General features: G+C 66.5%; 23 protein-coding genes. 12 read left to right on the top strand and 11 right to left on the bottom strand.

Features of this window, described 5'->3' with window-relative positions; translation table 11 throughout:
* Nucleotides 1-104 precede the first annotated feature (104 nt).
* Complete coding sequence (locus AC1DQ3_RS10560) at nucleotides 105-1,763, top strand: DEAD/DEAH box helicase (protein ID WP_477120140.1); 1,659 nt, start codon at nucleotides 105-107, stop codon at nucleotides 1,761-1,763.
* 24 nt (nucleotides 1,764-1,787) lie between these two features.
* Nucleotides 1,788-2,849 carry a serine/threonine protein kinase gene (locus AC1DQ3_RS10555; RefSeq protein ID WP_477120139.1) on the top strand — a complete coding sequence of 354 codons (1,062 nt, stop codon included), beginning with the start codon at nucleotides 1,788-1,790 and terminating at the stop codon, nucleotides 2,847-2,849.
* Between the two features lie 99 nt (nucleotides 2,850-2,948).
* Here the strand turns inward: AC1DQ3_RS10555 and AC1DQ3_RS10550 are convergent, their stop codons facing one another.
* A complete protein-coding gene (locus tag AC1DQ3_RS10550; RefSeq protein WP_477120138.1) occupies nucleotides 2,949-3,386 on the bottom strand; it encodes a universal stress protein in 438 nt (145 codons plus the stop codon).
* 287 nt (nucleotides 3,387-3,673) lie between these two features.
* On the opposite strand from AC1DQ3_RS10550, the gene AC1DQ3_RS10545 reads away from it, so the two are divergent.
* Nucleotides 3,674-3,817, top strand: a complete 144-nt coding sequence (locus AC1DQ3_RS10545; RefSeq protein ID WP_477120137.1) for a hypothetical protein — start codon at nucleotides 3,674-3,676, stop codon at nucleotides 3,815-3,817.
* Between the two features lie 256 nt (nucleotides 3,818-4,073).
* On the opposite strand, the gene AC1DQ3_RS10540 is transcribed toward AC1DQ3_RS10545, so the two are convergent.
* Nucleotides 4,074-4,286 carry a hypothetical protein gene (locus AC1DQ3_RS10540; RefSeq protein ID WP_477120136.1) on the bottom strand — a complete coding sequence of 71 codons (213 nt, stop codon included), beginning with the start codon at nucleotides 4,284-4,286 and terminating at the stop codon, nucleotides 4,074-4,076.
* A 278-nt stretch (nucleotides 4,287-4,564) separates the two neighbouring features.
* On the opposite strand from AC1DQ3_RS10540, the gene AC1DQ3_RS10535 reads away from it, so the two are divergent.
* Nucleotides 4,565-5,593: a DUF6352 family protein gene (locus AC1DQ3_RS10535; protein ID WP_477120135.1), complete on the top strand. Its 1,029-nt coding sequence runs from the start codon at nucleotides 4,565-4,567 to the stop codon at nucleotides 5,591-5,593.
* Between the two features lie 51 nt (nucleotides 5,594-5,644).
* On the opposite strand, the gene AC1DQ3_RS10530 is transcribed toward AC1DQ3_RS10535, so the two are convergent.
* The 8 genes from AC1DQ3_RS10530 to mdcA all read right to left on the bottom strand — a co-directional run bounded on the left by AC1DQ3_RS10530 (nucleotide 5,645) and on the right by mdcA (nucleotide 12,358).
* Nucleotides 5,645-6,046: a hypothetical protein gene (locus AC1DQ3_RS10530; protein ID WP_477120134.1), complete on the bottom strand. Its 402-nt coding sequence runs from the start codon at nucleotides 6,044-6,046 to the stop codon at nucleotides 5,645-5,647.
* Nucleotides 6,047-6,210: 164 nt separating this feature from the next.
* Nucleotides 6,211-7,149, bottom strand: coding sequence for a malonate decarboxylase subunit epsilon (gene mdcH, locus AC1DQ3_RS10525; RefSeq protein ID WP_477120133.1), 939 nt, complete (start codon nucleotides 7,147-7,149; stop codon nucleotides 6,211-6,213).
* On the bottom strand, nucleotides 7,146-7,784 hold the full coding sequence (locus tag AC1DQ3_RS10520) for a malonate decarboxylase holo-ACP synthase (protein WP_477120132.1): 639 nt from the start codon (nucleotides 7,782-7,784) through the stop codon (nucleotides 7,146-7,148). Before AC1DQ3_RS10520 ends, mdcH begins: the two co-directional genes overlap by 4 nt.
* 30 nt (nucleotides 7,785-7,814) lie before the next feature.
* Complete coding sequence (gene mdcE, locus AC1DQ3_RS10515) at nucleotides 7,815-8,633, bottom strand: biotin-independent malonate decarboxylase subunit gamma (RefSeq protein ID WP_477120131.1); 819 nt, start codon at nucleotides 8,631-8,633, stop codon at nucleotides 7,815-7,817.
* The gene (locus AC1DQ3_RS10510; protein WP_477120130.1) at nucleotides 8,630-9,481 is read right to left on the bottom strand and encodes a biotin-independent malonate decarboxylase subunit beta; all 852 of its coding nucleotides are present in this window, start codon (nucleotides 9,479-9,481) and stop codon (nucleotides 8,630-8,632) included. Before AC1DQ3_RS10510 ends, mdcE begins: the two co-directional genes overlap by 4 nt.
* On the bottom strand, nucleotides 9,478-9,792 hold the full coding sequence (locus AC1DQ3_RS10505) for a malonate decarboxylase subunit delta (RefSeq protein WP_477120129.1): 315 nt from the start codon (nucleotides 9,790-9,792) through the stop codon (nucleotides 9,478-9,480). The genes AC1DQ3_RS10510 and AC1DQ3_RS10505 overlap by 4 nt, the downstream gene beginning before the upstream one ends.
* Complete coding sequence (locus AC1DQ3_RS10500) at nucleotides 9,792-10,700, bottom strand: triphosphoribosyl-dephospho-CoA synthase (protein ID WP_477120128.1); 909 nt, start codon at nucleotides 10,698-10,700, stop codon at nucleotides 9,792-9,794. Before AC1DQ3_RS10500 ends, AC1DQ3_RS10505 begins: the two co-directional genes overlap by 1 nt.
* Nucleotides 10,700-12,358 carry a malonate decarboxylase subunit alpha gene (mdcA, locus tag AC1DQ3_RS10495; RefSeq protein WP_477120127.1) on the bottom strand — a complete coding sequence of 553 codons (1,659 nt, stop codon included), beginning with the start codon at nucleotides 12,356-12,358 and terminating at the stop codon, nucleotides 10,700-10,702. The genes AC1DQ3_RS10500 and mdcA overlap by 1 nt, the downstream gene beginning before the upstream one ends.
* A gap of 699 nt (nucleotides 12,359-13,057) precedes the next feature.
* Here mdcA and AC1DQ3_RS10490 point away from each other — a divergent pair.
* From AC1DQ3_RS10490 to dctA, 5 genes are all read left to right on the top strand, one after another.
* Nucleotides 13,058-13,918: an HTD2 family dehydratase gene (locus AC1DQ3_RS10490; RefSeq protein ID WP_477120126.1), complete on the top strand. Its 861-nt coding sequence runs from the start codon at nucleotides 13,058-13,060 to the stop codon at nucleotides 13,916-13,918.
* Nucleotides 13,919-13,946: 28 nt separating this feature from the next.
* On the top strand, nucleotides 13,947-15,137 hold the full coding sequence (locus AC1DQ3_RS10485; RefSeq protein ID WP_477120125.1) for a CaiB/BaiF CoA transferase family protein: 1,191 nt from the start codon (nucleotides 13,947-13,949) through the stop codon (nucleotides 15,135-15,137).
* 10 nt (nucleotides 15,138-15,147) lie between these two features.
* Nucleotides 15,148-15,978, top strand: coding sequence for an HpcH/HpaI aldolase/citrate lyase family protein (locus tag AC1DQ3_RS10480; RefSeq protein WP_477120124.1), 831 nt, complete (start codon nucleotides 15,148-15,150; stop codon nucleotides 15,976-15,978).
* Between the two features lie 38 nt (nucleotides 15,979-16,016).
* Nucleotides 16,017-17,363, top strand: a complete 1,347-nt coding sequence (locus AC1DQ3_RS10475; protein ID WP_477120123.1) for a class-II fumarase/aspartase family protein — start codon at nucleotides 16,017-16,019, stop codon at nucleotides 17,361-17,363.
* A gap of 82 nt (nucleotides 17,364-17,445) precedes the next feature.
* Nucleotides 17,446-18,780 carry a C4-dicarboxylate transporter DctA gene (gene dctA / locus AC1DQ3_RS10470; RefSeq protein WP_477120122.1) on the top strand — a complete coding sequence of 445 codons (1,335 nt, stop codon included), beginning with the start codon at nucleotides 17,446-17,448 and terminating at the stop codon, nucleotides 18,778-18,780.
* Between the two features lie 40 nt (nucleotides 18,781-18,820).
* On the opposite strand, the gene AC1DQ3_RS10465 is transcribed toward dctA, so the two are convergent.
* The gene (locus tag AC1DQ3_RS10465) at nucleotides 18,821-19,750 is read right to left on the bottom strand and encodes a LysR family transcriptional regulator (RefSeq protein WP_477120121.1); all 930 of its coding nucleotides are present in this window, start codon (nucleotides 19,748-19,750) and stop codon (nucleotides 18,821-18,823) included.
* A 157-nt stretch (nucleotides 19,751-19,907) separates the two neighbouring features.
* Here AC1DQ3_RS10465 and AC1DQ3_RS10460 point away from each other — a divergent pair, with 157 nt between their 5' ends.
* From AC1DQ3_RS10460 to madL, 3 genes are all read left to right on the top strand, one after another.
* Complete coding sequence (locus AC1DQ3_RS10460; RefSeq protein ID WP_477120120.1) at nucleotides 19,908-20,879, top strand: Bug family tripartite tricarboxylate transporter substrate binding protein; 972 nt, start codon at nucleotides 19,908-19,910, stop codon at nucleotides 20,877-20,879.
* Between the two features lies 1 nt (nucleotide 20,880).
* On the top strand, nucleotides 20,881-22,899 hold the full coding sequence (locus AC1DQ3_RS10455) for a 4-oxalomesaconate tautomerase (RefSeq protein WP_477120119.1): 2,019 nt from the start codon (nucleotides 20,881-20,883) through the stop codon (nucleotides 22,897-22,899).
* 664 nt (nucleotides 22,900-23,563) lie between these two features.
* A complete protein-coding gene (madL, locus tag AC1DQ3_RS10450) occupies nucleotides 23,564-23,974 on the top strand; it encodes a malonate transporter subunit MadL (RefSeq protein WP_477120118.1) in 411 nt (136 codons plus the stop codon).
* Nucleotides 23,975-23,978: the final 4 nt, after the last annotated feature.

Below are 23,978 nucleotides of genomic sequence, written 5' to 3'. Positions count from 1 at the left end.
GCCTCGTTTCGCCGGTCGCTTTTTTCCGGTTTTCGGTTTTCTCACTCACGTCGCCCCCGCGATTGGCGCACCACATGCGCAAAGGGCGGCCGAAGCGTCAATTCATGTCTTTTTCCGAACTTGGCTTGTCCGACAAGCTCATGCGTGCCGTGGCCGAACAGGGCTATACCACGCCGACCCCGATTCAAGCGCAGGCGATTCCCGCCATCCTCAAGGGGGGCGACCTGCTTGCCGGCGCGCAGACCGGCACCGGCAAGACGGCCGGCTTCACGCTGCCGCTGCTGCAACTGCTGTCCGAATCCCCGGCCGGCCGCGAACCCGCGCGCGGACAGCGCCTGCCCGTGCGCGCGCTGGTGCTGACGCCGACGCGCGAACTGGCGGCGCAGGTCGAGGAAAGCGTCCGTAACTACGGCAAGTACCTCAAGCTGCGCTCGATGGTGATGTTCGGCGGCGTGGGCATCAACCCGCAGATCGAACAGCTCAAGCGCGGCGTCGATATCGTGGTGGCCACGCCAGGGCGCCTGCTCGATCACCTGTCCCAGCGCACCATCGACCTCTCGCACGTTGAAATGCTGGTGCTGGACGAAGCCGACCGCATGCTCGACATGGGCTTTATCCACGACATCCGCAAGATCCTCAACGTCCTGCCGTCCAAGCGCCAGAACCTGCTGTTCTCGGCCACCTTCTCCGACGAGATCCGTGGCCTGGCCGACCGCCTGCTCGACAATCCCGCCTCCATCGAAGTGGCTCGCCGCAATACCACGGCCGAAACCGTGGCGCAGCGCGTCTACCCGGTGGACCGCGAGCGCAAGCGCGAGCTGCTGGCCCACCTGGTGCGCGAGAACGACTGGCACCAGGTGCTGGTGTTCACCCGCACCAAGCACGGCGCCAACCGGCTGGCCGAGCAGCTCGACAAGGAAGGCCTGTCGGCGCTTGCGATCCACGGCAACAAGAGCCAGTCGGCACGTACGCGCGCACTGGCCGAGTTCAAGGCCGGCACGCTGCGCCTGCTGGTGGCCACCGATATCGCCGCACGCGGCATCGATATCGACCAGCTGCCGCACGTCGTCAACTACGACCTGCCCAACGTGCCCGAGGACTATGTGCACCGTATCGGCCGCACCGGCCGCGCCGGCGCCGAGGGCGAGGCGATCTCGCTGGTCTGCGTGGATGAAGCTGGCCTGCTGCGCGACATCGAGCGGCTGATCAAGCGCGAGATCGACAAGACCGTCCTGCCGGGCTTCGAGGTAGATCCGAGCATTCCGGCCGAGCCGATCCAGAAGGGCCGGCAGGCACGCGGCCAGGGGCAGGGCAATGGCAATGGCGGCGGCCGTGGCCGCGGCGCGCCTGCCGGCGGTGGCCAGCCGCGCGGCCGTGCTCCGGCGGCGGATGCGGGCGAGCGCCAGCAACGCCCGGCCCGTGCCCCGCAAGCCCGCAGCCCGGCTCCGGCCGATGGCGAGCGCCGTGCGCCGCAGGGCCAGCGCGCCGGGCAAGGCAGCCCGCGCAATGGCCAGGCGAACGGCAACCGCGCTGCGGCCAACGGCAATCGCAGCGGCGATGCCAATGGCAACCGCGCAGGCGGCAACGGCAATAGCAACGGCAACCGCAGTGGCGATGTCGACGGCAATCGTGCTGGCGGCAATGCCAATGGCAACAGCCACGCGGTACAGCCGCGCACCGGACGGGATCCCGCCGCGCGCGGCCGCCGTCCGGCGCCGCAAGCCGCGTTGCTGGGCGGCCAGCGCGGCAAGCCCACGCGCTGATCGACATCGAGGCTGCCGCGCGCAATGTCCAGTTCAGGCTTTGACCTTCCGGTTCCCGGCGACGGCGATGCGCTGGCCGATGACGGTGGCGTCCCGTATGCCAACCTCACGCCGGACCTGATGCTCGACGCCATGGAGGCCGCCGGTTTCGAACCCGACGGCCGGCTGCTGGCGCTCAACAGTTACGAGAACCGGGTCTGCCGGGTCGGTATCGAAGGCAGCGCGCCGGTGGTGGTCAAGTTCTACCGGCCCGGCCGCTGGAGCGACGCCGCCATCCTGGAGGAACATGCCTTTGTGCAGCAACTGGCCGACGCCGAGATTCCGGCGGTGCCGGCCATCGCGCGCGACGGCACCACGCTGCTGGCGCACGGCGGTTTTCGCTTTGCGGTGTTTCCGCGCTGTGGCGGGCGCGAGCCGGAGCTGGACCGGGCCGACACGCTGACCTGGCTCGGGCGTTTTATCGGCCGCATCCATGCGCTCGGCGCTACCCAGCCTTACCAGGCGCGTCCCACCATCGACGTGGAGAGCTTTGGCGCGGCCCCGCGCGACTGGCTGCTGGCGCAGGACTGCATCCCGGCGGAACTGCGGCCGGCGTGGCAGGCCGTTGCCGATCTCGCCGTCGACGGTGCGCGCCGTTGCTATGATCGCGCCGGTGACGTGTCGCTGCTGCGCCTGCATGGCGATTGCCATCGCGGCAATGTGTTGTGGATTGAAGAGTCCCAGGCCGGGTCGCGCCCGCCAGGGCCGCACTTTGTCGACTTCGACGACAGCCGCATGGGGCCTGCCGTGCAGGATCTGTGGATGCTGCTGGAGGGCGATCGCGCTGCCATGCAGGGGCAGATGGCGGACATCCTGGCCGGTTACGAGGATTTCGCGGATTTCCAGCCGCGTGAGCTTTACCTGGTCGAGGCGTTGCGCACGCTGCGCCTGTTGCACTACAGCGCCTGGCTGGCCAGCCGCTGGCGCGATCCCGCGTTCCCGGCGGCATTCCCCTGGTTCGGCACTGCCCGCTACTGGCAGGACCGCATCCTCGAACTGCGCGAACAGGTTGCGCTGATGGATGAGCCGCCGCTCTGGCCGGTTTGAGGTGTCGGGGTTCCGGCTTCAACGGCCTGGCTTCAACGGCTTGACTCCAAGGGTTTGACTTCAAAAGCTTGAAGTCAAAGGCAGTTACACACCCGACCCCTACTTCTTCCCCGACGCCTTCACCAGCACCACCGGGCACGGCGTATGCGCCAGCACCCGTCCCGCCACCGAGCCAATCACCGCATTGAAGAACGCGCCGTGCCCGTGCGTGCCCATGACGATGCTGCGCGCGTCCACGCTGGCGGCATAGGCGACGATGCGCTCCGGCGCGAAGCCGTGCAGCGCGTGGCGCTCGAAGGCGATGCCGGCGGCGGCAAGGATGTCCGCTACGGATTTCATGGCCTTCTCGCTTTCTTCCTGGTGCCAGGCGTCGATGGTGTCCTTGCTGACAAACGCGCGTACCTGTCCGGTGACGTCGGGCGTCACGTGGACCACATGGACGGTGAAACCGCTTTGCAGCAGCTTGCCTTCGACGATAAAGCGGGCGGCTGCGTCGGCAAACTGCGAACCGTCGGTGGCGAGCACGATATTGGTCATGGCGGCTATCTCCTGGTAAGAGCGATCGTTGCTGGATGGGCGGCGCCCGCATGCGCGGATCGGCGGCGGCCACTGCGATCATCATGGCACCCTGCGGCAGCCCTTGCCAGGATTCAGATCAAATTGCGCGCACTTTCCCGCGCTTTGCCGATGTCGCTTCCGCGGCACCCTGGCATCCTCGTTTTGATGGATTCTTTGCACTGCGCCCCGGGCATCCAGGCGCCTTTTTTACGCGGCAAAACCTACCCTGCAGACAGGAAAACTCTGTCGGATCTTCCGATGCTGTCATGTGGATCTACTATCGGCTGGCGATCGGCGCGCTGGCCATGCTCGCGCTGATTCTGCTCTTTGCCAAGGAATTCGGGCTGGCCAGCGCCATTGCGCGCCGCGAGGAGAGCGTTGCGCGGGAGCCAGACGCCCAAGGGCCCTGAAGACAACGATCCCGCCCCGCCTGTCTTGTCAATCCTGCAATCTCCATGCAGACCCGTCGGCGGCGGTTGCCGGCCGGGCTGGTCAGCGTTGCAGCGCCTGCGCCGCAATGGTCACGAGGTAGCCGCTGCCCAGGCAGGCGGCAATCCATCCGGCGAGGATCAGGGCGGTGTCTTTGATGGTCATGATGCGTTCCTGCGGTCTGTCGGTGCTGTCAGGCGCCATGGGCGGGGCGGTGTGTGCTGCCGCCCTTGCCGTTCATACCGAAAAGCCGTAGGGAAAGGTCTGGGGGACCGTGCGGGCGCCGTCGGTGTAGGCGTCGGTGTAGGCGTCGGTGGCGCGGTGCACATAGCCGTAGTCGTCGCCGGCATGCGTGCCGCGCGTGTCGGCGGCAAAGGCGGAGTTCAGCGAGAGCAGGGCGGTGCCGGCGATGGCGGCAGCGAGGAACAGGCGGGCGGTGGTGAGTTTCATGATCTGTCTACCTTGTTGAAATCGGGAGAACATGTTGTGTCTCCATGTGACAAAGGATAGGCCTGGCACGGCTCAGATAGGGGTGCGTGTATCGTATTCTGCATTCAAATTTCTTGATGGACATTTGCGGGCCGCCAGGCGGAACACCGGGAACAGCTGGGCTGGATGACGGGCCGGCCGCGGTCCTGTGGCCCGGCGCGGGAGGTTCCGTCGCACTGAGCCGGTTCCGCCTATGTGATACTGGGGCCATCTTCCCGCCACCCATCGCTGCGCTCGCCATGACCGCTTCCTGGCCTCAGGACGCCTGGCCCCATTCCGGTTTCGACCCTGCCGCCCGCGACGGCGACGGCAAGCTGCTGGCCAGCGACCACTTGCTGCGGATGTGGTGGCGCCGTCCCGAAGTCGCGCCGGTGGGGGAGTCCTGCGATGCCGAGCGCGCGCTGCACGCGGCGTTGCTGGCGGACCCGCGGCGGCCGGTGCCCGCCAGCGAACTTGCCGCCTTGCAGGACGCCGATGCCCGCGAGAACTACGGCGTGGTGCTGGCCATGCGCGAGCGCCTGCTCGCCGCGCCCACCATCGAGGCGGCTTACCTGGATCTCTTTCGCCATGGCAATGTCAGCGTGCCGCCGGTCTTTATCGACCAGCTCGCGCACCTGATCGTGCACGGCATCCTGCATGACAACCCCGATCCGATGGAGTGGCGTGCGGCGGAACTGTTCTCCCGCGCCCAGAGGATTTCGCTGCAGGAGGGCGCGGTCATGCTGGCCGATGCCGAGACGGTCGAGCTGCACGCGTCGGGCAGTGTCTACGGTGAACTGGGACGCATGCTGGCCGAAGCGCAAATCCCGGCGCGCAAGGTGGAGCTGGATGTGCTGGATCGCGACAACGCCCGGGCCTACTGGACCCGCAATGAGCGCCACGACACCGTGATCCGCTTTGCCGGCGGCAGCGCGGCCCTGGCAGCGTTCTGCCGCGTGATCGCACGCTGGGTGCGGCACTTCTACGGGGTGGGGGTGACGGTGATGCCGTTGAGCGCGATCGAGGACCGGCAATGGAGCTGGCATATTGGCCTGGATGCGCAGGCCACGCAGATACTCAACGATTTGTATCGAGGGGTGGAGCTGGAGCCGGACCGGCAACGGCGCATCCTGTCGCTGTTCCGTCTGGATTTTACCGATCCGTCCGTGGTCAGGCCGGACGTTGCCGGCCGCCCCGTCTATCTGGCCGCGGCCATGAACGAGGCCGGGATTTTCAGGATGAAGCCGCAGAATCTGCTGCTGAATCTGCCTTTGGCCTCGGTGTCGTAGGCGCTGGCCGCAAGAGCAGCAGCGCCAGCAGCAGCAGCCAGGATCGACCCATCAACGGCGCCAATCGCGGTCGCGGTCGCGGTCGTGGTCATGTTCGTGATCGTGCCGCTCATGGTCTCGCCGATCGCGATCGCGCTCACGCCATTCCCGCTCATGCCACTCCCGCTCGCGCCACTCGCGTCCGCCGCGCCCGTAGTAGCCGGGACCGTAGTAGCCGGGACCGTAATATCCGGGGCCTGCCACCACGACCGGCTGGGGTGCGACATAGACCGGCGCTGGCTCGTAGACCGGCGCGGCCCGGTAGACCGGTGCAGGCTGATAGACCGGCGCCGGGGCAACGAACACGGGCCCGGGCACGCCGATGCCGATGTCCACATCGACGCGCGCGAAGGCCGCGCCGGAAGCAAGGCCCGCAACAGCGGCAAGGGTGCAAAGGGTGGCAAATTTCCGCACGGGTGACTCCAGTTGGTTGTTGCCGCCACTGTAATGCGGCGCGCCGTTCTCAGGTATTAGCGCCTCAATACAACTGTGTCTACTTGTAACGCCGCTCGCTATCCAGCGGTACGCCAATGCAGGCGGCGCCCCAGCCGGCGTTGCCGCTCGGGTGGCGCGCCGGCTCAGGAGGACGTCCGCAGCGCCTCCCGCGCCGTGAGCGCCGCCACGCTGTCGATGCGCGTGTCCGCGCAGGCCACTGCAATGCCGTCGGACAGCAGCGGCGCGGCCAGCCGCGTCAGTACATTGCCGGGCGGCATTTCCACCGCCAGGCGCACGCCGCATTCGCGCGCCAGCAGCATGGTCTCGTGCCAGCGTACCGGCACGGCGAGGTTGCGCGCCAGGTCCACGGCGATGCGGGCGGGATCGCGCAGCTCGCGCGCGGCGCTGGCGCTGAAGTAGCGCAGGCGCGGGCGGTGGAAATGCACGCCGGCGAAGGCGCGTGCCAGCGCGCCCGCCGCGCCGTCGAGCAGGGCGCAGTGCGAAGGCACGCTGATGGCAACGGGTTTGGCCGCGTGCGCGCCGTGGTCCAGCGCCAGCTCCGCGACGCGTGCCATGGCCGGCGCGGCCCCTGCGATGACGAGCTGGGTGGGCGCGTTGAGGTTGGCCAGGTAGACCGGTGACGCTGGCCCGTGCACCTGGGCGATGATGCGCGCCAGCGGCCCGGCTTCGATGCCCAGGATCGCCGTCATGCCATAGCCGCTCGGGTACGCCTGCTCCATCAACTGTCCGCGCAGCGCCACCAGCCGCACCGCGTCGGCAAAGTCCAGCACGCCCGCGCACACCGCCGCCGGGAAAGCGCCGATCGACAGGCCGGCCACGGCATCGGGCCTGGCGCCTTCGGCAAGCAGGCAGCGGGCCATCGCCACGCCTGCGGCGAGCAGGCAGAGCTGCACGGCCACGGTGGAGGCGAGTTCGGCCGCGCTGTCGAGCGCGAGCGCATCGCGGCCGAGTGTTTCGCTGGTCTCGTCGATGGTGGCGACGACGGCCGCATGATCGGGCAGCGCGTGCAGCATGCAGGGACGCTGGGCGCCCTGGCCGGGGAAGGTGAACAGGGTGCTCATGATCGCGGGTGCCACGGGTCCTGGCTCATGACGGGACCGTTTGCCGTCTTGAGCAGCACGCGGCCACCCGTGCGTGCGCGCTCGCGCAGCGCAAAGGCGCCGAAGGGCGTGGACACCTGGATGTCGATGCGGGCATCGACATCATCGAGCAGGGCGGCGAGCGCGCGTTCGATGCCCGCTGCGAGCGGCACGGCGGCGGTCACAAGCAGGTCGAGATCGCTGCCGGCATGCAGCACGTCGATGCCCGAGGCCAGGGTGAACCCGGCCCCGCCGGTCACGCCCCAGTTCAGTTGCGCATCGTCCAGCAGCGGCGCAACGCGCGCGAGCGCGATCAACGCCGGCATTTCGCGGCGGCGCGGATGATCCCGCCAGCGCGCCTGCCGCGCGATCATGCCCGGCGTCACCACGCGCGCCACTTGCGTATCGGACAGCCACGCTGCATGGCGCTGCGCGCGCGTGGTGCCGCGCAACCCGACCGGGACGCGGGCTTCGTCGGCGCGATCGCGCCGCACCACCAGCGGTGCTTGCGCCAGCCAATCGACTGTCGCCCACGCGGGCAGCACATTGGCAGCGGCGAAGGCCGGCGGGTCGGTGAGCCACAGCAGGTCGTGCGGCAGCAGCGTGCGTGCGGTCATGTCATTGCCCTGCGGCGCGGCATGTGACGGTCAGTCCTGCCACTGCTGCGCGAGCAACTCGCGCACGCGGCTGGAAGCCTGCCGGTTTTGCCCGCCGAGGCGGCTGCGCAGATCGCGCTGCGGATCGGCCTGGATATCGGCCAGTGCCGCTTGCAGCACGCCATGCACGGTGTCGAGATCGGCCGCGTCCGGTTGCGCGGCATGCTTCACGCCAACCAGCTTCCACAGCAGCCCCAGCGTGGCGTAGTTGCCGATGTCATAGGCCATCGGCGGCACGCTCGCGGCAAAGCTCTCCAGGTCTTCCACGCTGCGCATGGTGATGCGGGCGGCGGCCTGCTTGCCCATGGCATGCACCTCCACGCCGGCATCGTCCAGCGCGATCAGGCGATTGGCCTGGTAGCCGTGCGCGAGGAACGCGCCGGACATGGCGCGCCCGACCAGCAGCGCGATCACCGGATGTCCTTGCAGCCGCGCCGTGGCGTAGGCGCCGGCCGCGCCTGCCAGAGACTGGTGGATGCCGAACGCTTCCTCGCGCCGGCCATACGCCTGGCTGGGTGTATCGACGATGGCGACGATGGGCCGCTTGATCGCAGCGTCGCGCTCGGCCTGCACGACTTCATGCACGGCCTGTGCGAGCGACCAGCCCTCCAGCAGGCCCACCTCGCCGTTGCGCACGCGCGGGTAGGCGTTGCCGGCGTCGGGCACAACCGCGATAAAGCGTGCGGGCCGGCCGGACAGTTCCGCGTCGGCAACCTGGACGGTGGCCGGATAGCCGGGGCGGCGCGGGGCGCTGCCCGTCAGCGCTGCCAGCCAGGTCTCGCCGCGGCCTTGGGTGCTTGCTGTACTCATGACTTTGCTCCGGGTGCGTAGATGGCGCGGACGGTCTCCGGCTCCGGCTGGCACGCCGGATCGTATGCGGCCAGGCGTTGCAGATAGTGCGCGTAGCGCTCGCTGCGGTGCGCGGCGGGTACGCTCTGGGCCAGCAGCTCGCGTACCGTGGCGCGGATGGCGTCGCTGTCGTCCTCGACGTAGCGGTCGGCCAGCCCGGTGGCGATGCGCTGCTCGCCGCCGGTAAAGCTCCAGATAAAGGGGCGGTCGCGCGAATCGTATTCCGCCACGCCCGCTTCCTGCTCGATCACCTGCGGGCCGTTGAGGCCCAGGCGCGCTTCGCGCGTCACCACCAGGTAGCTGCACAGTCCCGCCGCGATCGACATGCCGCCGAAGCAGCCCACCGTCCCGGCGATCACGCCCACCACCGGCTGGTAGCGGCGCAGATCGACGATGGCTGCGTGGATGTCGGCGATGCCGGCGAGTCCCAGGTTGGCCTCCTGCAGCCGCACGCCGCCGGTCTCGAACAGGATCACGGCGCGCGTGGCCACGCCGCGCCGGTTGTCTCGCGCGGCCAGTTCCAGCGCGCCGGCGATCTTGGCGCCGCCCACTTCGCCCAGGCTGCCGCCCTGGAACGCGCCTTCGATGGCGAGGATCACGGCGGGCTGACCATCGATGCGGCCCTTGGCCACCACCACGCCGTCATCGGCCTGCGGCACCACGCCCTGGCGTTCCAGCCACGGCGAGACCAGGCCATCGAAGGGGCCGGCCAGTTCGCGGAAGCTGCCGGTATCGAGCAGTGCATGCACCCGTGCACGCGCGCCCAGTTCGACAAAACTCTCGCGGCTCAGCAGCGATGCGTGGTTCATGGTTGCTCCTTGCCATCGGTGCCGAGCGCTTCGAAGGCTTCCGCGAGCCGCATCCCCACCACGCCCGGCGTGGCGCCGAAATCATGGATGCGGATGCGCATGGCGGCGCGCGGCTCGGCGCTGAACACGCGCGAGAGCTGCGCATCCCAGACCTTGCCGTAGCCATCCACCGAAGTGGTGACGTGGACCTGGGTGATGCCGGCTGTGCCGGGTTCGACCATCACTTCAAGATCGCCGGAGCCGACCACGCCCACCAGCACGCGCTGGCTGGCCGGCGCGCCGGCGGGATATTCGAATTGGAGCTGTTCCATTATTTGTCTCCTTGCACGGGGCAATGCGCCGGTTGCGTCGCGGACGGCAGCCGGTCCAGGAAAAAAGTCGCGGCGAGCAGGTCGGCCGCGCCGCCGGGCGAGGCGTTGCAGGCCAGCATGCCGGCTTCCAGCCGGCGCAGCAGGCGCCGGCCGGCCAGCGTGGCGATGCCGCCGGCCGCCAGCACCTGGCTGGCGCCTTCCTGCATCAGCGCGAGTCCTTCGCGGCYGGCGCGGGCCAGTACGCAGGTGTCGTCGAGCCGGTGCATGATCGCCAGCAGTGCGTTGACGCGCGCGCTGGGCTCGGCATCGCCACGCGCGCGGCTGCGCCGCAGTTCGGGCAGGCCGGCGCGCAGCACATGCGGGAAGCCGGCCTGCGCCTGGCCGCGCGCGCCGCTCACGCCGTAGTCGATACACACGCGTTCGCCCTTGTTGCCAGTGCGCGCGGGGCGATGACGGTCGGGCACGCGCGCGATGGCGCCGGCGGTGCGCGCGATGCCATGCGCGCTGCGCGTGTCGCGGTGCAAGCCCGCCGCGCCAACCAGCAGGCCCAGGCTCCAGATCGCGCCGCGATGCGTGTTGATGCCGCCGGTGGCGCGCATCATCGCCGCTTCGGCGTCGCGGCCCAGCGCGCCGAGCCGCTCGCGCAGCGCCACGCCGGTCCGCGTGGCACGCAAGCCCGCCGTCGCCATCTCGACAAAGGCGGGATGCAGCGCGCGTGCCGAGATACGCATCAGGTCCAGGTTGAGATCGGCGTGGGCGCCGTTGCCGCGGCTGTCGACCAGTCCGGGCTTGGGCGACAGCGCGGCCTCGTCGATCAGCGCGCTCACAGCGAGATCCGCCAGCGCAATCGCATCCGCTTCGAAGTCGCCGGCCCAGCGCGGCGCTGCAAGCCATGCGGGGCTCGCCATCACCAGCTCCTGAAGCGTGCCGGCGGCTCGTACAGGCCGCCCGACCAGTCGACCAGGTCGGCCATGCTCTTTGCCGCCAGCAGCGACCGGGTAGCCTGGCGGCGCTGCACGCCGAGGTCCTCGGGCAGCGCGATCAGGCCGTCGCTGCGCATGCGGCGCGTGGTGCTGGTGTCGTGGCGCAATCCGATCGGCGTCACGCCGGCCACCGCTGCCAGCATGGCGCGGCGCTCTTCCAGCGAGCGCGCCTTGTAGAGATAGGCGATGCCTTCCTCGGTCAGCACGTGGGTCACGTCGTCGCCGTAGATCATCACCGGCGCCAGCGGCATGCCGCTGTCCTTCGCCACCTGTACCGCGTCGAGCGATTCGACAAAGGTCGGCTTGCCGCCGGCCTGGAAGGTTTCCACCATCTGCACCACCAGCTTGCGGCCGCGCGCGAGCGGGTCGTCGGTCTCGATCAGGTCCAGCCAGGCTGGCGTGGGGTGACGCCGTCCGCCGGGGTTGTGGCCCATATTGGGCGCACCGCCAAAGCCGGACAAACGGCCGCGCGTGACGGTGGAGGAGTGTCCATCTCCGTCGATCTGCAGCGTGGAACCGATGAAGAGGTCCACCGCATACTGCCCGGCAAGCTGGCAAAAAGCGCGGTTGGAGCGCATCGAGCCATCGGCGCCCGTGAAGAACACATCCGGCCGCGCGGCCACGTAGTGCTCCATGCCGAGTTCGCTGCCGAAGCTGTGCACGCTTTCCACCCAGCCGGACTCGATGGCGGGGATCAGCGTGGGATGCGGGTTCAGCGTCCAGTATTTGCAGATCTTGCCCTTCAGTCCGAGCGATTCGCCATAGGTCGGCAGGATCAGTTCGATGGCCGCGGTATTGAAGCCGATGCCGTGGTTGAGCGATTGCACCTGGTGGCGCTCATAGACGCCGCGGATCGCCATCATCGCCATCAGCACATGCACCGGCTTGATCAGGCGCGGATCGCGCGTGAACAGCGGCTCACAGAAGAACGGCTTGTCCGCCTGCACCACGTAGTCGATCCACGAGCCGGGGATATCCACGCGCGGCAGGCCGGCGGGGTCGTCGACGATCTCGTTGACCTGGGCCACCACGATGCCGTCGCGGAAGGTGGCGGCCTCCACCAGCGCGGGCGTGTCCTCGGTGCTGGCGCCGGTATAGAGGTTGCCGTCGCGGTCGGCCTTGTAGCCGGCGATCAGCACGATGTTGGGCGTGAGGTCCACGTAGAGCCTTGCATACAGCTCGATATAGGTGTGGATGGCGCCGACCTCCAGTTGCCCGTCTTCCAGGAACTGCGAGATGCGCAGGCTCTGCGCGCCGGCGTAGGCAAAGTCCAGCTTCCTGGCGATGCCACGCTCGAACAGGTCGAGGTGCTCCACCCGGCTCACGCTCGGAATGATCATGTGCAGCCCGTGCACCTTGGCCGGGTCCACCTCGGCCAGCGAGCGCGAGAGGAAATCGGCCTGCTTCTGGTTATTGCCCTCCAGCACCACGCGGTCGCCCGGCGCGGTGATGGCTTCGAGAAAGGGGACGATATCGGCAGTGCGCACGACACGGCCGCTGGCGAAGGCGGCGCCGCGCGCGAGGCGTTTGCGCTTTTCCGTGCGGCGGGTGTCCCACTGTCGGTCCATGACTGGGTTCGGCATCGCGTCTCCGTTGTGCTTGATGCTTGATGCTAGGGATGGCACCAAGATACGCAGCGTGCGCGGCACAAGCAATGACGCCCGGCGCGGCATCGTTACTCCAGGTGTAAGTATTGGCGGCGCGACATGGAGGCTGTTTGTCGTTTGCTAGTTCATCTTGGAGCTTTGCTAGTCACGTCGGAAGCGGATGCTTTTTGGAATCAGGTACTTACACGCCAAGCGGCGGCGGAGTTTCCCCTTGGCCGAGTGCGGAGCTTTGGCGCTCCCAACATGCCAGTCCGATTTGCCTCTTGCGAGAAGGCACGCGAATGGAGACGCTGGCGTTAGCTATCATCGATAGGCGGCCGTTGGCCGGGATTAGCGCAGATGGCTCTTCCCGACCCTTCACGGACATCTACATCTCCCGCATCAATGACCGAGTCGGCCGATGAACTGCCGTTCGACCGGGGAGGGCAAAGGGCCATAGTCGACCCGTCGCAGCCCTAGCGCGACGCGGAGCGCACGACCGCACTGCACCAGCAACCGGCCGCCCGCTTTTCAGCAAGGGTGCTCTCGAACCTCTTTGGTTCAATCAGGAACACCCCATTTATTGCACTGGATGCATCAATAGGACCAAACATCGCAATTCCCTTAACCTAGGCTGCGTCGCACACTTGCTCCCAACAACTGCTGCCGTTTGGTGCAGCCAGCGAAGGAGGCGAAGTGGACGTACAGCAAGATCAACTGCAATCGTGGATAGGGCGCAGCGAGAGGTTCGAAGACACCATCTACCCCACGCCTGTGGTGGCGCTGACCGCGACTTTGGACCATCCGGCGACGCCGGTAGTTGCCGGCACCACCCTCCCGCCACTTTGGCATTGGCTCTACTTCCTGCCGATGCATCGGCAGAGCGAAATCGGCGCCGACGGCCATGCCAAGCGCGGCGGCTTCCTTCCGCCGGTTCCCCTGCCTCGGCGCATGTGGGCCGGCAGTCAGTTCGAGTTCCGTTGCCCGATCCGCGTGGGCGACCGTGTTGCGCGGACCTCGACCATCGACGACGTCTCAACCAAGGAAGGCCGCACCGGCAAGCTCGTGTTTGTGAAGGTGCGCCACGAGGTGCGCTGCAACGAGGCCACCGAGCCGGCGCTCGTCGAATTTCACGACATCGTCTACCGGGAAGCGCAGAGCCCGAACGACGTCGCGCCGCCCCCTCAAGTCGCGCCGACCGACGCGGCCTGGCGCCGCGAGATCGTGCCCGACGACGTTCTGCTGTTCCGGTACTCCGCACTCACCTTCAATGGCCACCGCATCCACTACGACCGCCAGTACGTGACGCAGGTCGAGGGCTACCCAGGGCTGATCGTCCATGGCCCGCTGATCGCCACGCTGCTGCTAGACCTGTTGCGCCGCCAGTTGCCGGACGCAGACGTGGCGAGCTTTCGATTCAAGGCCGTGCGCCCCACATTCGACCTGAACGCATTCCACGTCAGTGGGCAACCGCAGGCCGACGGCAAATCGATCCATCTCTGGGCCTCGGACCACGCAGGTTGGCTGACGATGGACGCCACCGCCGTGCTGCGTTGATTCACGAACGACATTAAAAGAGATAGACATGCAGCCACTCAAGGGCATCACCGTTGTCACGCTCGAGCACGCGATTGCCGCGCCCTTCGCCACTCGTCAACTGGCTGATCTCGGCGCCCGCGTCATCAAGATCGAGCGGCCAGGATCCGGCGACTTCGCGCGGGGCTACGACGAGCGCGTTCGCGGCCTGGCGTCTCACTTCGTCTGGACCAACCGTTCCAAGGAAAGCCTCACGTTGGACGTGAAGCACCCCGAGGCGGCCAGGGTGCTTGAGCGGCTGGTGATGGAGAAGGCCGACGTCGTCGTGCAGAACCTCGCGCCAGGCGCGGCAGCCCGCCTCGGGCTTGGCTACGACAAGCTCTCCGGCGCCAAGCAAGGCTTGATCGTTTGCGATATTTCCGGCTATGGCGACGACCCGCACAATCCCGGCCCGTACCGCGACAAGAAGGCCTACGACCTGTTGATCCAGAGTGAGGCCGGCTTTGTCTCCGTCACCGGCACGCCTGAAGAGCCCTGCAAGGCAGGCCCCTCGATCGCGGACATTGCCGCCGGCATGTACGCCTACAGCAACATCCTCGCGGCGCTGTTGCAGCGCGGCCAGACCGGCAAGGGTCAACGCATCGACATCTCCATGCTGGAGTCGCTGGCCGAGTGGACCAGCTATCCGCTCTACTATGCATTCGAAGGGGCGGCGCCACCGCCGCGCACCGGCGCCAGCCACGCCACGATCTATCCGTACGGCCCGTTCCCGGCCGGAGACGGCACCACCGTAATGCTGGGCCTGCAGAACGAGCGCGAATGGGTCAGTTTCTGCGACAAGGTGCTACAGCTACCCGAACTCGCCACGGATCCGCGCTTCACGGCCAACTTCAGGCGAGTGGCAGAGCGGGTGGCGTTGCGTCAGATCATCGTGGATGCCTTCGCGTCCCTGACCGGCGCGCAGGTAGTCGATAGACTCGAACTCGCGCAGATCGCCAATGCCCAAGTCAATACCATGAAGGACGTCTGGGCGCATCCGCAGCTCGAGGCGCGCGGGCGCTGGACCGAAGTGGGAACGGCGACAGGGCCGGTGCCCGCCATGCTCCCTCCCGGGACCTGGGATACCGGCCCGCGGATGGATCCAGTACCTGCACTCGGCGAGCACACGGACGCAATCCTGACGGAGCTCGGCTACAGCGCGGCCGAGATCGACGGCCTGCACACGTCCAACGCCGTCTGAGGTGGCTGTCATGCCCGCCGAAATGCTGCTTCCCGCCCGCACTTACCTCTTCGTGCCCGGCACGCGCCCGGAGCGTTTTGTCAAAGCGCTTGCCAGCGGTGCCGACAGGGTCGTGCTCGACCTCGAGGACGCCGTGGCCCCCGACGACAAGGCCAATGCACGCGGCGCCATCACGACATGGCTGCAGGGTGCAACACCCGCGGAGCGGTCGCGCATCGTCGTGCGTATCAATGACGCCGGCACCCCATGGTTTGCAGCGGACCTTGCGGCTTTGAACGATGCGCCGACGACCGCCGTGCTTTTGCCCAAGGCCGAGTCGGCCGCACAGGTCGCCGAGACGCAGGCTGCCTTGCCGGATGCCGGCATCCTCGCGCTCATCGAAAGCGCACGCGGCGTGTCCGAGGTGGACCACATCGCGGCCGCCGGCGCCCAGCGCCTGGTGTTCGGCACGCTCGATTTCGCGCTTGACCTCGACATGGACATCTCTACTGACGCTTCCGGCCTTGGCTATGCAGCCAGCCGCATCGCAATTGCCTCGCGCCTGGCGGGCCTGTCGGCACCGGTCGCAGGCGTTACGCCGCAACTGGACGACGAGGAACGCCTCCTGTCGGATCTTGCGGATGCGCGACGGTTTGGCTTCGGCGCCAAGCTGTGCATCCACCCACGCCAAGTACAGCCGATCCACGCCGCACTGCATCCGGGCGCGCAGGCACTGGACTGGGCTCAGCGCGTCCTTATTGCCGATGCGGCATCGCCCGGTGCAGCCCGGCTCGACGGTCGCATGATCGACCGGCCCGTCGTGCTGCAGGCACAACGCACGCTCGCCCTTGCCCGCAACTGACCCTATTTCCCAACTTCCACCGCAGAGAGAGAAGCACCATGGCCTCCACCATCATCGACTCGCGCATCTTCGGCGACATGTTCAGCGACGCGCGCATGCGCGAAGTCTGGTCCGACGAGAACCGCACCGCCAAGTACCTGGACATCGAGCGCGCGCTGGCGAAGGTCCAGGGTGAACTCGGCATCATCCCGAAGGAAGCCGCGGACGAGATCGTCCGCAACTGCAACCTGTCGCAGATCGACTGGGCCAGGTTGAAGGCCAAGACCGAGCAGATCGGCTATCCCATCATCGCGGTGGTCAACCAGATCAATGCAAACTGCCGGGACAAGCTCGGCGAGTATTGCCACTGGGGTGCCACCACGCAGGACATCACCGACACGGCCGCCGTCCTGCAGATGCGCGAAGGCCTGGCGCTGGTCGAGCAGGATCTGGACGAGATCGGCGATGCGCTTGCCGCCCTGGCCAGCAAGTACCGTGACACGCCCGTCATCGGCCGATCCAATCTTCAGCAGGCCACGCCAATCACCTTCGGCTACAAGATGGCGAGCATCCTGGCCGGCATCGATCGTCACCGTGAACGCCTGCAGCAACTCAAGCCGCGCGTCCTCATGGGCGAGTTCGGCGGTGCGTCGGGCACCTTGTCCTCGCTGGAGAAGGGCGCCATGGAAACCCAGGCCGGACTGATGAAGGAGCTGGGACTGGCCCAACCGCTGATCTCGTGGCACACGGTGCGCGACACGATCGCGGAAGTCGGCGCCTTCCTCGGTCTGGTCGGCGGCTCGCTCGGCAAGATTGCAATGGATGTCAAGCTGATGATGCAGACCGAAGTGGCGGAGGTCTTCGAGCCCTTCGCGCCGGGCCGCGGATCGTCGTCGACCATGCCCCAAAAGCGCAACCCGATCTCCTGCCTCTACATCCACGCCAACATCTCGGTCGCGCGCCAGCATGCCGCTGCGCTCATGGATGCGATGGTGGCCGACCACGAGCGCTCCACGGGTCCGTGGGAAATCGAGTGGGTATCGCTGCCCGAGATTTTCTGCCTGATGTCCGGCGCGCTGAAGCAGACCAAGTTCATCCTCAAGGGTCTGGAAGTCGACGCTACACGCATGCGCGCCAACATCGACATCACCAACGGGCTAGTGATGTCCGAGGCGGTGATGATGGGCCTGGGCCCGTACATCGGCCGTGAATACGCACACGACCTGGTTTATGACCTGTGCCGCCAGGCACTGGCCGACAACCGACCGCTGATCGAGATCCTGGCCGCCCACCCGGAGATCAACAAGCACGTCACGCGAGCCAAACTCGATGCCATGTGCGACCCGGCGAACAACCTCGGTCAAGCCGGCGTCATGGTCGATCGGGTGCTCAGCGCGCACCGCTGAGCCCGCTCCAGCCCTTCGATACCGACCCGAACCGGCGCAGACCGGTACGCATCTGTGCGCCTCTCAACCCGGAGACAACGTCGTGAATATCCGCAAACTCCCAAAGCTGCTTTATGTACAGGTCCTGATCGGCCTGATCCTCGGCATTGCCGTGGGCCACTATTGGCCCGAGTTCGGTGCCGCGCTGAAGCCGCTCGGCGATGGCTTCGTCAAGCTGGTCAAGATGATGATCGCGCCGGTGGTGTTCTGCACCATCGTGAGTGGCATCACTTCGCTCGGCGACTCAAAGGAGATCGGCAAGACCTTGCTCAAGGCAATGGGACTCTTCTACGCACTGACGATCCTGGCCCTCATCACGGGCCTGGTCACCGTGTTCCTGATGCAACCCGGCGCCGGCATGCATATCGATCCGAAGAACCTCGACGCCTCCGTGGCGACGCGCTTCGCGAATCAAGTGCACATCCACGGCTTCACCGACTTCGTCATGCACATCATTCCGAATGCGTTCGTCGGCGCCTTCGCCGAAGGCGAGGTGTTGCCGGTGCTGCTGCTCGCCGTGCTCTGCGGATTCGGTCTAACGAAGATCGGGACGGCCGCCAAGCCGGTGCTCGAGAGCATCGAAGGCTTCTCGCAGATGCTCTTCGCAGCCTTCGGCATCATCATGCGGCTGGCACCGATCGGCGCATTCGGCGCGATGGCGTTCACCGTAGGGCGATACGGCATCAAGTCGATCGGATCACTCGGACTGCTGATCGGGACCTTCTATGTAGCCTGCGTCTTCTTTGTCGTCGTCGTACTCGGCGTACTGTCGCGTCTGCACGGGTTCAAGCTATGGCAGTTGATGCGCTACATAAAGGAAGAGTTGCTGGTGGTGCTCGGCACCTCCTCCAGCGAACCAGCGCTGCCCCGACTCTTACTCAAGCTCGAGCGGCTCGGCTGCAAGAAGGGAGTGGTCGGGTTGGTGCTCCCGACCGGCTATTCGTTCAATCTCGACGGCACGGCCATCTACCTCACGCTGGCGTCGATGTTCATCGCCCAGGCGTGCGACATCCATCTGTCGTGGCTCCAGATCGCCTCGATGCTGGGCATCATGCTGCTGACCTCCAAGGGCGCAGCGGGGGTGACTGGCAGTGGTTTCGTCGCCCTGGTCGCCACGCTCACGGTCATGCCCGATCTGCCAGTGGCTGGCGTGGCGCTGATCGTGGGAGTCGATCGCTTCATGTCCGAGGCGCGAGCGCTCACCAGCACCATCAGCAACGCAGTGGCCTGCATCGTGGTCTCGATCTGGGAAAACGCTTGCGACCGAGACGTGCTGCGCCGGGAATTGGCCGCGAACTACGCCAACGCCGCGCACGAACTCGAAGAGGGTTCGGTAGACTTGCCTGCGCCGCTCGGTCACGCCGGCCCGGCGCACTGAACCGGGCACCGGGCTTGGAGCACTGCCCGCCTCAGGATCTTCAACCCGCCGCGCGGCGGCCTTCTGGCTTGCCGCGCTTTGCCTTCATCTCGGAGAAGAAAGCGTAGAGCTGTTGCGCCGCCGGGGACAAGGTTCGACCTTTGCGCCGGATAAGACCGATCTTGCGGGTGATCACCGGGTCGTAAAGGGGCACGCTCACCAGCAGCGGATGGTCCGCGTCCGGCATGGCGATCGAAGGCACCGCGGCCACGCCGAGGCCTGCCTCGACAAGGCCGAGCATCGTCGTGACGTGCTGGGTCTCGTAGATGCTCTGCGGACGGCCGGGCAGGCTCGAAAGCGCTTGATCCAGCAGCAGCCGGTTGCCCGACGCCTTGCTGACCGAGATGTAGTCGTACTGCGCCAGTTCCGTCCAGCTCACTCGACGCTTCCTGGCAAGTGGGTGGTCGCGCCTGCAGGCCGCGACGAAACGCTCCTCCAGCAAGGGCTTGAATTCGATGTCCGGCTCCTTGCCACCGACAAAGTTCAACCCAAAGTCCGCCTCGCCCCGCGACACAGCCGATAGCACCTCGTTGGCACTGGCGTCGAAAACCTTCACCCGGATCTTCGAGTAGCGCTCGTGGTAGCGCGAGATCACCTGCGACAGGAAGTAGTAGACGGTCGAAGGCACACAGGCAATCGTCACCTCGCCCATGCGCGTGGCCGCCACACCGCGGATGCCCAGGAGCGTGTGGTCGAGGTCGTCCAGGAGTTGCTGCACCTTGCGATCGAAGTCGCGTCCGACCGAGGTCAGGCTCACGCGCCGGGTGGTGCGGTCGAGCAGCCGAACGCCGAGCGCTTCCTCGAGCTTTTCGATGCGTCGGCTGAAGGCCGGCTGCGATACATGCAGCGCCTCGGCTGCCTTGCGGAAGCTGTTGAGCTCAGCCACCGCCCGGAATGCCTGCAGATCGTTGAGATTGAAGTTGATGGTCATGGCACAGGCTCCGGGGGCAGTCTCAGTTATCCACAGTGTGCATCAATCGATCATAAACATGCAATTTACAGAAGACATCCAAAAGCGGAACATACGATCAAGGCCAAGCAAGAGCCTACTTGCATCCACCTTTCGACAATCCATCGGAGTAGACAAATTGAAGTTACAGAAGCTTCGCCTCGTTGGTGCCGTTGCGCTGGCGGCGTCCTTTGCCTGCGGCAGCGCAATCGCCGCCTTTCCTGAAAAGCCGATCACCCTCGTGGTCCCAACGGCGGCAGGGGGTGCCAACGACGCCATGGCGCGCGTCATCGGCCAAGCCATGTCGGCCATCCTCAAGCAGCCGGTCATCGTTGACAACAAGGCGGGCGGCAACGGCGCCATCGCCTGCGAGTATGTGATGCGCGCTGCGCCCGACGGCTACACGCTCATGCTGGGCTACATCRCAACGCACGCGATGAATCCGGCGCTGCAGAAGCTTCGCTACGACCCGGTCAAGGACTTCGAGCCCGTCGGCATGGTCGGATCGTCGGCGACGGTGATGGTGCTCAATCCAGCCGTCAAGGCCGGCAACGCGAAGGAGATCGTAGCGATGCTCAAGGCCGCCCCGGACAAGACCAGCTACGCCTCGGCCGGCAACGGCACGGCGCCGCACTTTGCCGCCGAGATGTTCAAGCTTTCGACAGGTACAAGCATGCTGCACGTGCCCTACAAGGGGTCCGCGCCAGCCATCACGGACACCATCGGAGGCCAGACGCAGGTGATGTTCCCAAGCCTCTTCATGGCCATGCCGTACGTCAAGGCCGGCAAACTGAAGGCCGTGGGTGTTGCAGGCGCCAAGCGCTCGACCCTCATGCCGGACGTACCCACGCTCCAGGAGCAGGGCATTGCCGACGTCGACGTCTCGCAGTGGTACGGGATCTTCGCGCCGGCGAAGACGCCCAAGCCTGTAGTCGAACAGCTCAACAAGGTGCTCAATGAGGTGCTGGCCGACAAGAGCGTGATCAAGCGCCTCGAGGACCACGGTGCCGAAGTCTCGCCCATGACGACCGACCAGATGCGCAACTATGTTGCGCAAGAGCAGGTCAAGTGGAAGAAGGTGGTCCAGGCCGCCAAGATCACCGCGGACTGAGATGAACAGGTCGATCCCTTGCGTGCTGATGCGCGCCGGCACTTCGCGAGGCCCATTCTTTCTGCGCGAGTGGTTGCCGGAGGGCGACGAGGCACGCGACCAGGCGCTGATCGGCGCCATCGGTGCCTCCGACCCGCTTCAGCTCGACGGTGTGGGTGGCGGCAGCACGCTGAACAGCAAGGTCGCCATCGTGTCGCGCTCGTTGCAGCCGGGCTGCGACATCGACTATCTGTTCGCGCAGGTCGGCGTGGGTCACTGCTCGGTCGACACGCGGCCGAACTGCGGAAATATGCTCTCCGGCGTTGCGCCTTTCGCGATCGAGCAGGGCTTGATTCCCGCGATGGACGGCACGACCAGCGTTCGCGTCTACAACGTCAACACCAAGTCGCGGATCGACGTAACGGTGCGAACGCCCGGCGGCCGCGTGACCTATGAAGGCGACGCGCGCATCGATGGTGTGGCCGGCACGGCGGCGCCCATCCTGCTCAACTTCCTCGATGCGTGGGGTGCGGTCACCGGGCAGGTGTTCCCGACAGGCAAGCGCATCGACACGATCGACGGTATCGAGGTGACCTGCATCGATGCGGCCATGCCGCTAATGATTGTGCGCGCCGGCGATCTCGGCGTCACAGGGCGCGAGAAACCGGCGGCCCTTGATGCAAACACTGCGCTCCTCGATCGGCTGGAAAGCCTTCGCCTCGAGGCCGGGCGCAGGATGGGCCTCGGCGACGTGTCCGACAGCGTCATTCCAAAGCCGGTGCTGGTCAGCATGGGCGTGTCGAACGACAGCATCACCTCACGCTATTTCACGCCGCGCAAATGCCATGCATCACACGCCGTGACGGGCGCCATTGGCGTCGCCAGCGCGTTTGCATTGCCGGGAACGGTCGCGAGTGGGGCGGCGCGCGAACCGGGCCGCCACAAGCTGGTCGTGTTGCATCCCGCCGGCCAGATCGATGTCGAAGTCGAGTTGAGCGGCCGCGCAGATTCCGCCACGGTCGAGCGCGCCGCTCTCGTTCGTACGGCACGAAAGATCATGCAAGGTCAGCTGCATCTGCCCGAATATGTGTTCTCGCGTCCAGAAGCAAGAGAAGTCGAGCCCTCAGATTTCCCGCACAGAGCCCTGACAATCATCGTGCCGACGCGCGCCGGTGGCGGCAACGACACGATGGCTCGCATCATCGCCGCTAAGTTGGGCCCGCTGCTTGGGCAGGAAGTGCTGGTCGACAACAGGGCCGGCGCGAACGGCGCCATCGCAAGCGAGTACGTGGCGGGCTCCTCGCCGGATGGCCACACCTTGATGTTCGGTTACGTCGGCACGCACGCGATGAACCCCGCACTGCAAAGGCTGGGTTACGATCCGGTTAGCGATTTTGAGCCGGTCGGGCTCGTCGGTTCTTCGTCGACCTTGATGGTCACCCATCCGGACGCCCCCGACCTGCACATGCTCATCGCTGGGCTGAAGGGGGCACCCCGCTTTTTCAGCTACGCATCTGCCGGCGATGGGACGCCGCCGCACTTCGCTGCCGAACTGTTCCAGCTCAGCAGCGGAACGTCGATGGCAAGCGCGACCTATGAGGGGGCCGCACCTGCAATCGCCGACACGGTCAATGGTCGAGCGCAGATCATGTTTCCCAGTCTATTCACGGCATACCCTTTCATCCGTGCGGGACAACTGCGCGCGTTGGCGGTGGCAGGACCGAAGCGCCTGGAGGCCCTTCCTGGCGTGCCGACGCTCGCAGAGCTGGGTGTCACTGGGGTGGATGTCGGGCAATGGTATGGGCTGTTCGCGCCGGCCGGTACGCCCGCGGCAGCCATCGATCGCCTCAATCAAGCGCTTAACGAGGTACTTGTCGATCCAGAGGTCGACGAACACTTCGAGAGCCATGGTGCACGCACCGAGCCCGGACCCGCCGACGCGCTTGCGCAGAGGCTGCAGAAGGATCTGAACCGTTGGCGCCAAGTCGTGGCTCAGGCAAAGATTGCACCGAAAGAGTCGCGCCAACTCGCGCTGGATTGACGCGACGTCCCGTACGGATTGGCGCTGGCGGCGCACGCAGCTTCATATCGGAGCCTCCGATTGTTGCCAAAATCCGCTCGCAGCTCTAGACCGGCCATAGCGGACTCGCTCGTGACCGGCGGCTCATGGCCGGGAAGAGCCCGTCCGCCGCCGTGTCGGCCAACGGCGGACCGTCGGCCAAAGCCGAGGCTCACCACGCGGTCGAGGGAAGTGAAGTACAAAAGCCGGTATAGTCACCCAGACTCCCCTTCGAAATGCAGCGCCATCGCGTCGCGTACCTCCCGAGCAAGCGCCTTCCGCCCCCTCAGCGCGATAATCCAGCGCAGCGCTAAAACGCTTGGATCCCTTGGCAAAGCCGCTAAAAGCTCTCGCGCACCATACACCGCCAGCACCGCCGGCAAGGGACTGCCCGGTCACAACGCTACCCGGTATCCGCCGCACGCCGTTAATCCCAGGCTAACGATTCCGCCGGCGGGTTGATTGATGCGGTGCACAGGTTCACCTAGATTGCGTCCATACCGGACCGATCTGCGTGCGCAAGCCCGCTTCCGGCCCCGGTGGACCCGCCGGCCAGAGCGCGGGCCAACAAACAAACCGAACCAGCCTGCGCGGGAAGCACGCCGACAGGCCATCGGGACCATCAGGACCACCAGGAGACAACACCATGATCATCTACGGAACCGCGTTGCTGGCGCTCTGCCATCTCGTCGGCCTGTTCCTCGGCGAACTGCTGGGTATCGCGATCGGCGTCAAGGCCAATGTCGGCGGCGTCGGTATCGCCATGCTGCTGCTGATCACGATACGGCTCTACCTGCACGGGCGCGGCCTCCTGCCCAAGGAGAGTGAGGCGGGCGTGGGCTTCTGGGGGGCGATGTATATCCCCGTGGTGGTGGCGATGGCGGCCCAGCAGAATGTGGTCGCGGCGCTGCGCGGCGGCCCGGTGGCGCTGATCGCGGCGGTCGGCGCGGTGCTGGTATCGGCCTGCTGCATCGCGCTGCTCAGCCGCACCGGCGACCACGCGCCCTTGCCGCCACTGCCGTCTCACGAAGCCACCCCCAGCCACGCTTCGCACTAAGGGC

Source organism: Cupriavidus sp. 01T418, assembly GCF_056398885.1.
This window is presented reverse-complemented; position numbering and strand designations above follow the sequence as displayed.

What these genes read in the sequence shown, in the direction of transcription:
- AC1DQ3_RS10475 (WP_477120123.1), top strand. Translation starts at nt 16,017, where the DNA reads ATGGCCTCCACCATCATCGACTCGCGCATCTTCGGCGACATGTTCAGC.
- AC1DQ3_RS10560 (WP_477120140.1), top strand. Translation starts at nt 105, where the DNA reads ATGTCTTTTTCCGAACTTGGCTTGTCCGACAAGCTCATGCGTGCCGTG.
- AC1DQ3_RS10535 (WP_477120135.1), top strand. Translation starts at nt 4,565, where the DNA reads ATGACCGCTTCCTGGCCTCAGGACGCCTGGCCCCATTCCGGTTTCGAC.
- AC1DQ3_RS10555 (WP_477120139.1), top strand. Translation starts at nt 1,788, where the DNA reads ATGTCCAGTTCAGGCTTTGACCTTCCGGTTCCCGGCGACGGCGATGCG.
- AC1DQ3_RS10540 (WP_477120136.1), bottom strand. Translation starts at nt 4,286, where the DNA reads ATGAAACTCACCACCGCCCGCCTGTTCCTCGCTGCCGCCATCGCCGGC.
- AC1DQ3_RS10480 (WP_477120124.1), top strand. Translation starts at nt 15,148, where the DNA reads ATGCCCGCCGAAATGCTGCTTCCCGCCCGCACTTACCTCTTCGTGCCC.
- AC1DQ3_RS10550 (WP_477120138.1), bottom strand. Translation starts at nt 3,386, where the DNA reads ATGACCAATATCGTGCTCGCCACCGACGGTTCGCAGTTTGCCGACGCA.
- AC1DQ3_RS10485 (WP_477120125.1), top strand. Translation starts at nt 13,947, where the DNA reads ATGCAGCCACTCAAGGGCATCACCGTTGTCACGCTCGAGCACGCGATT.
- AC1DQ3_RS10520 (WP_477120132.1), bottom strand. Translation starts at nt 7,784, where the DNA reads ATGACCGCACGCACGCTGCTGCCGCACGACCTGCTGTGGCTCACCGAC.
- AC1DQ3_RS10465 (WP_477120121.1), bottom strand. Translation starts at nt 19,750, where the DNA reads ATGACCATCAACTTCAATCTCAACGATCTGCAGGCATTCCGGGCGGTG.
- mdcH (WP_477120133.1), bottom strand. Translation starts at nt 7,149, where the DNA reads ATGAGCACCCTGTTCACCTTCCCCGGCCAGGGCGCCCAGCGTCCCTGC.
- AC1DQ3_RS10545 (WP_477120137.1), top strand. Translation starts at nt 3,674, where the DNA reads ATGTGGATCTACTATCGGCTGGCGATCGGCGCGCTGGCCATGCTCGCG.
- madL (WP_477120118.1), top strand. Translation starts at nt 23,564, where the DNA reads ATGATCATCTACGGAACCGCGTTGCTGGCGCTCTGCCATCTCGTCGGC.
- AC1DQ3_RS10505 (WP_477120129.1), bottom strand. Translation starts at nt 9,792, where the DNA reads ATGGAACAGCTCCAATTCGAATATCCCGCCGGCGCGCCGGCCAGCCAG.
- mdcE (WP_477120131.1), bottom strand. Translation starts at nt 8,633, where the DNA reads ATGAGTACAGCAAGCACCCAAGGCCGCGGCGAGACCTGGCTGGCAGCG.
- AC1DQ3_RS10510 (WP_477120130.1), bottom strand. Translation starts at nt 9,481, where the DNA reads ATGAACCACGCATCGCTGCTGAGCCGCGAGAGTTTTGTCGAACTGGGC.
- mdcA (WP_477120127.1), bottom strand. Translation starts at nt 12,358, where the DNA reads ATGCCGAACCCAGTCATGGACCGACAGTGGGACACCCGCCGCACGGAA.
- AC1DQ3_RS10455 (WP_477120119.1), top strand. Translation starts at nt 20,881, where the DNA reads ATGAACAGGTCGATCCCTTGCGTGCTGATGCGCGCCGGCACTTCGCGA.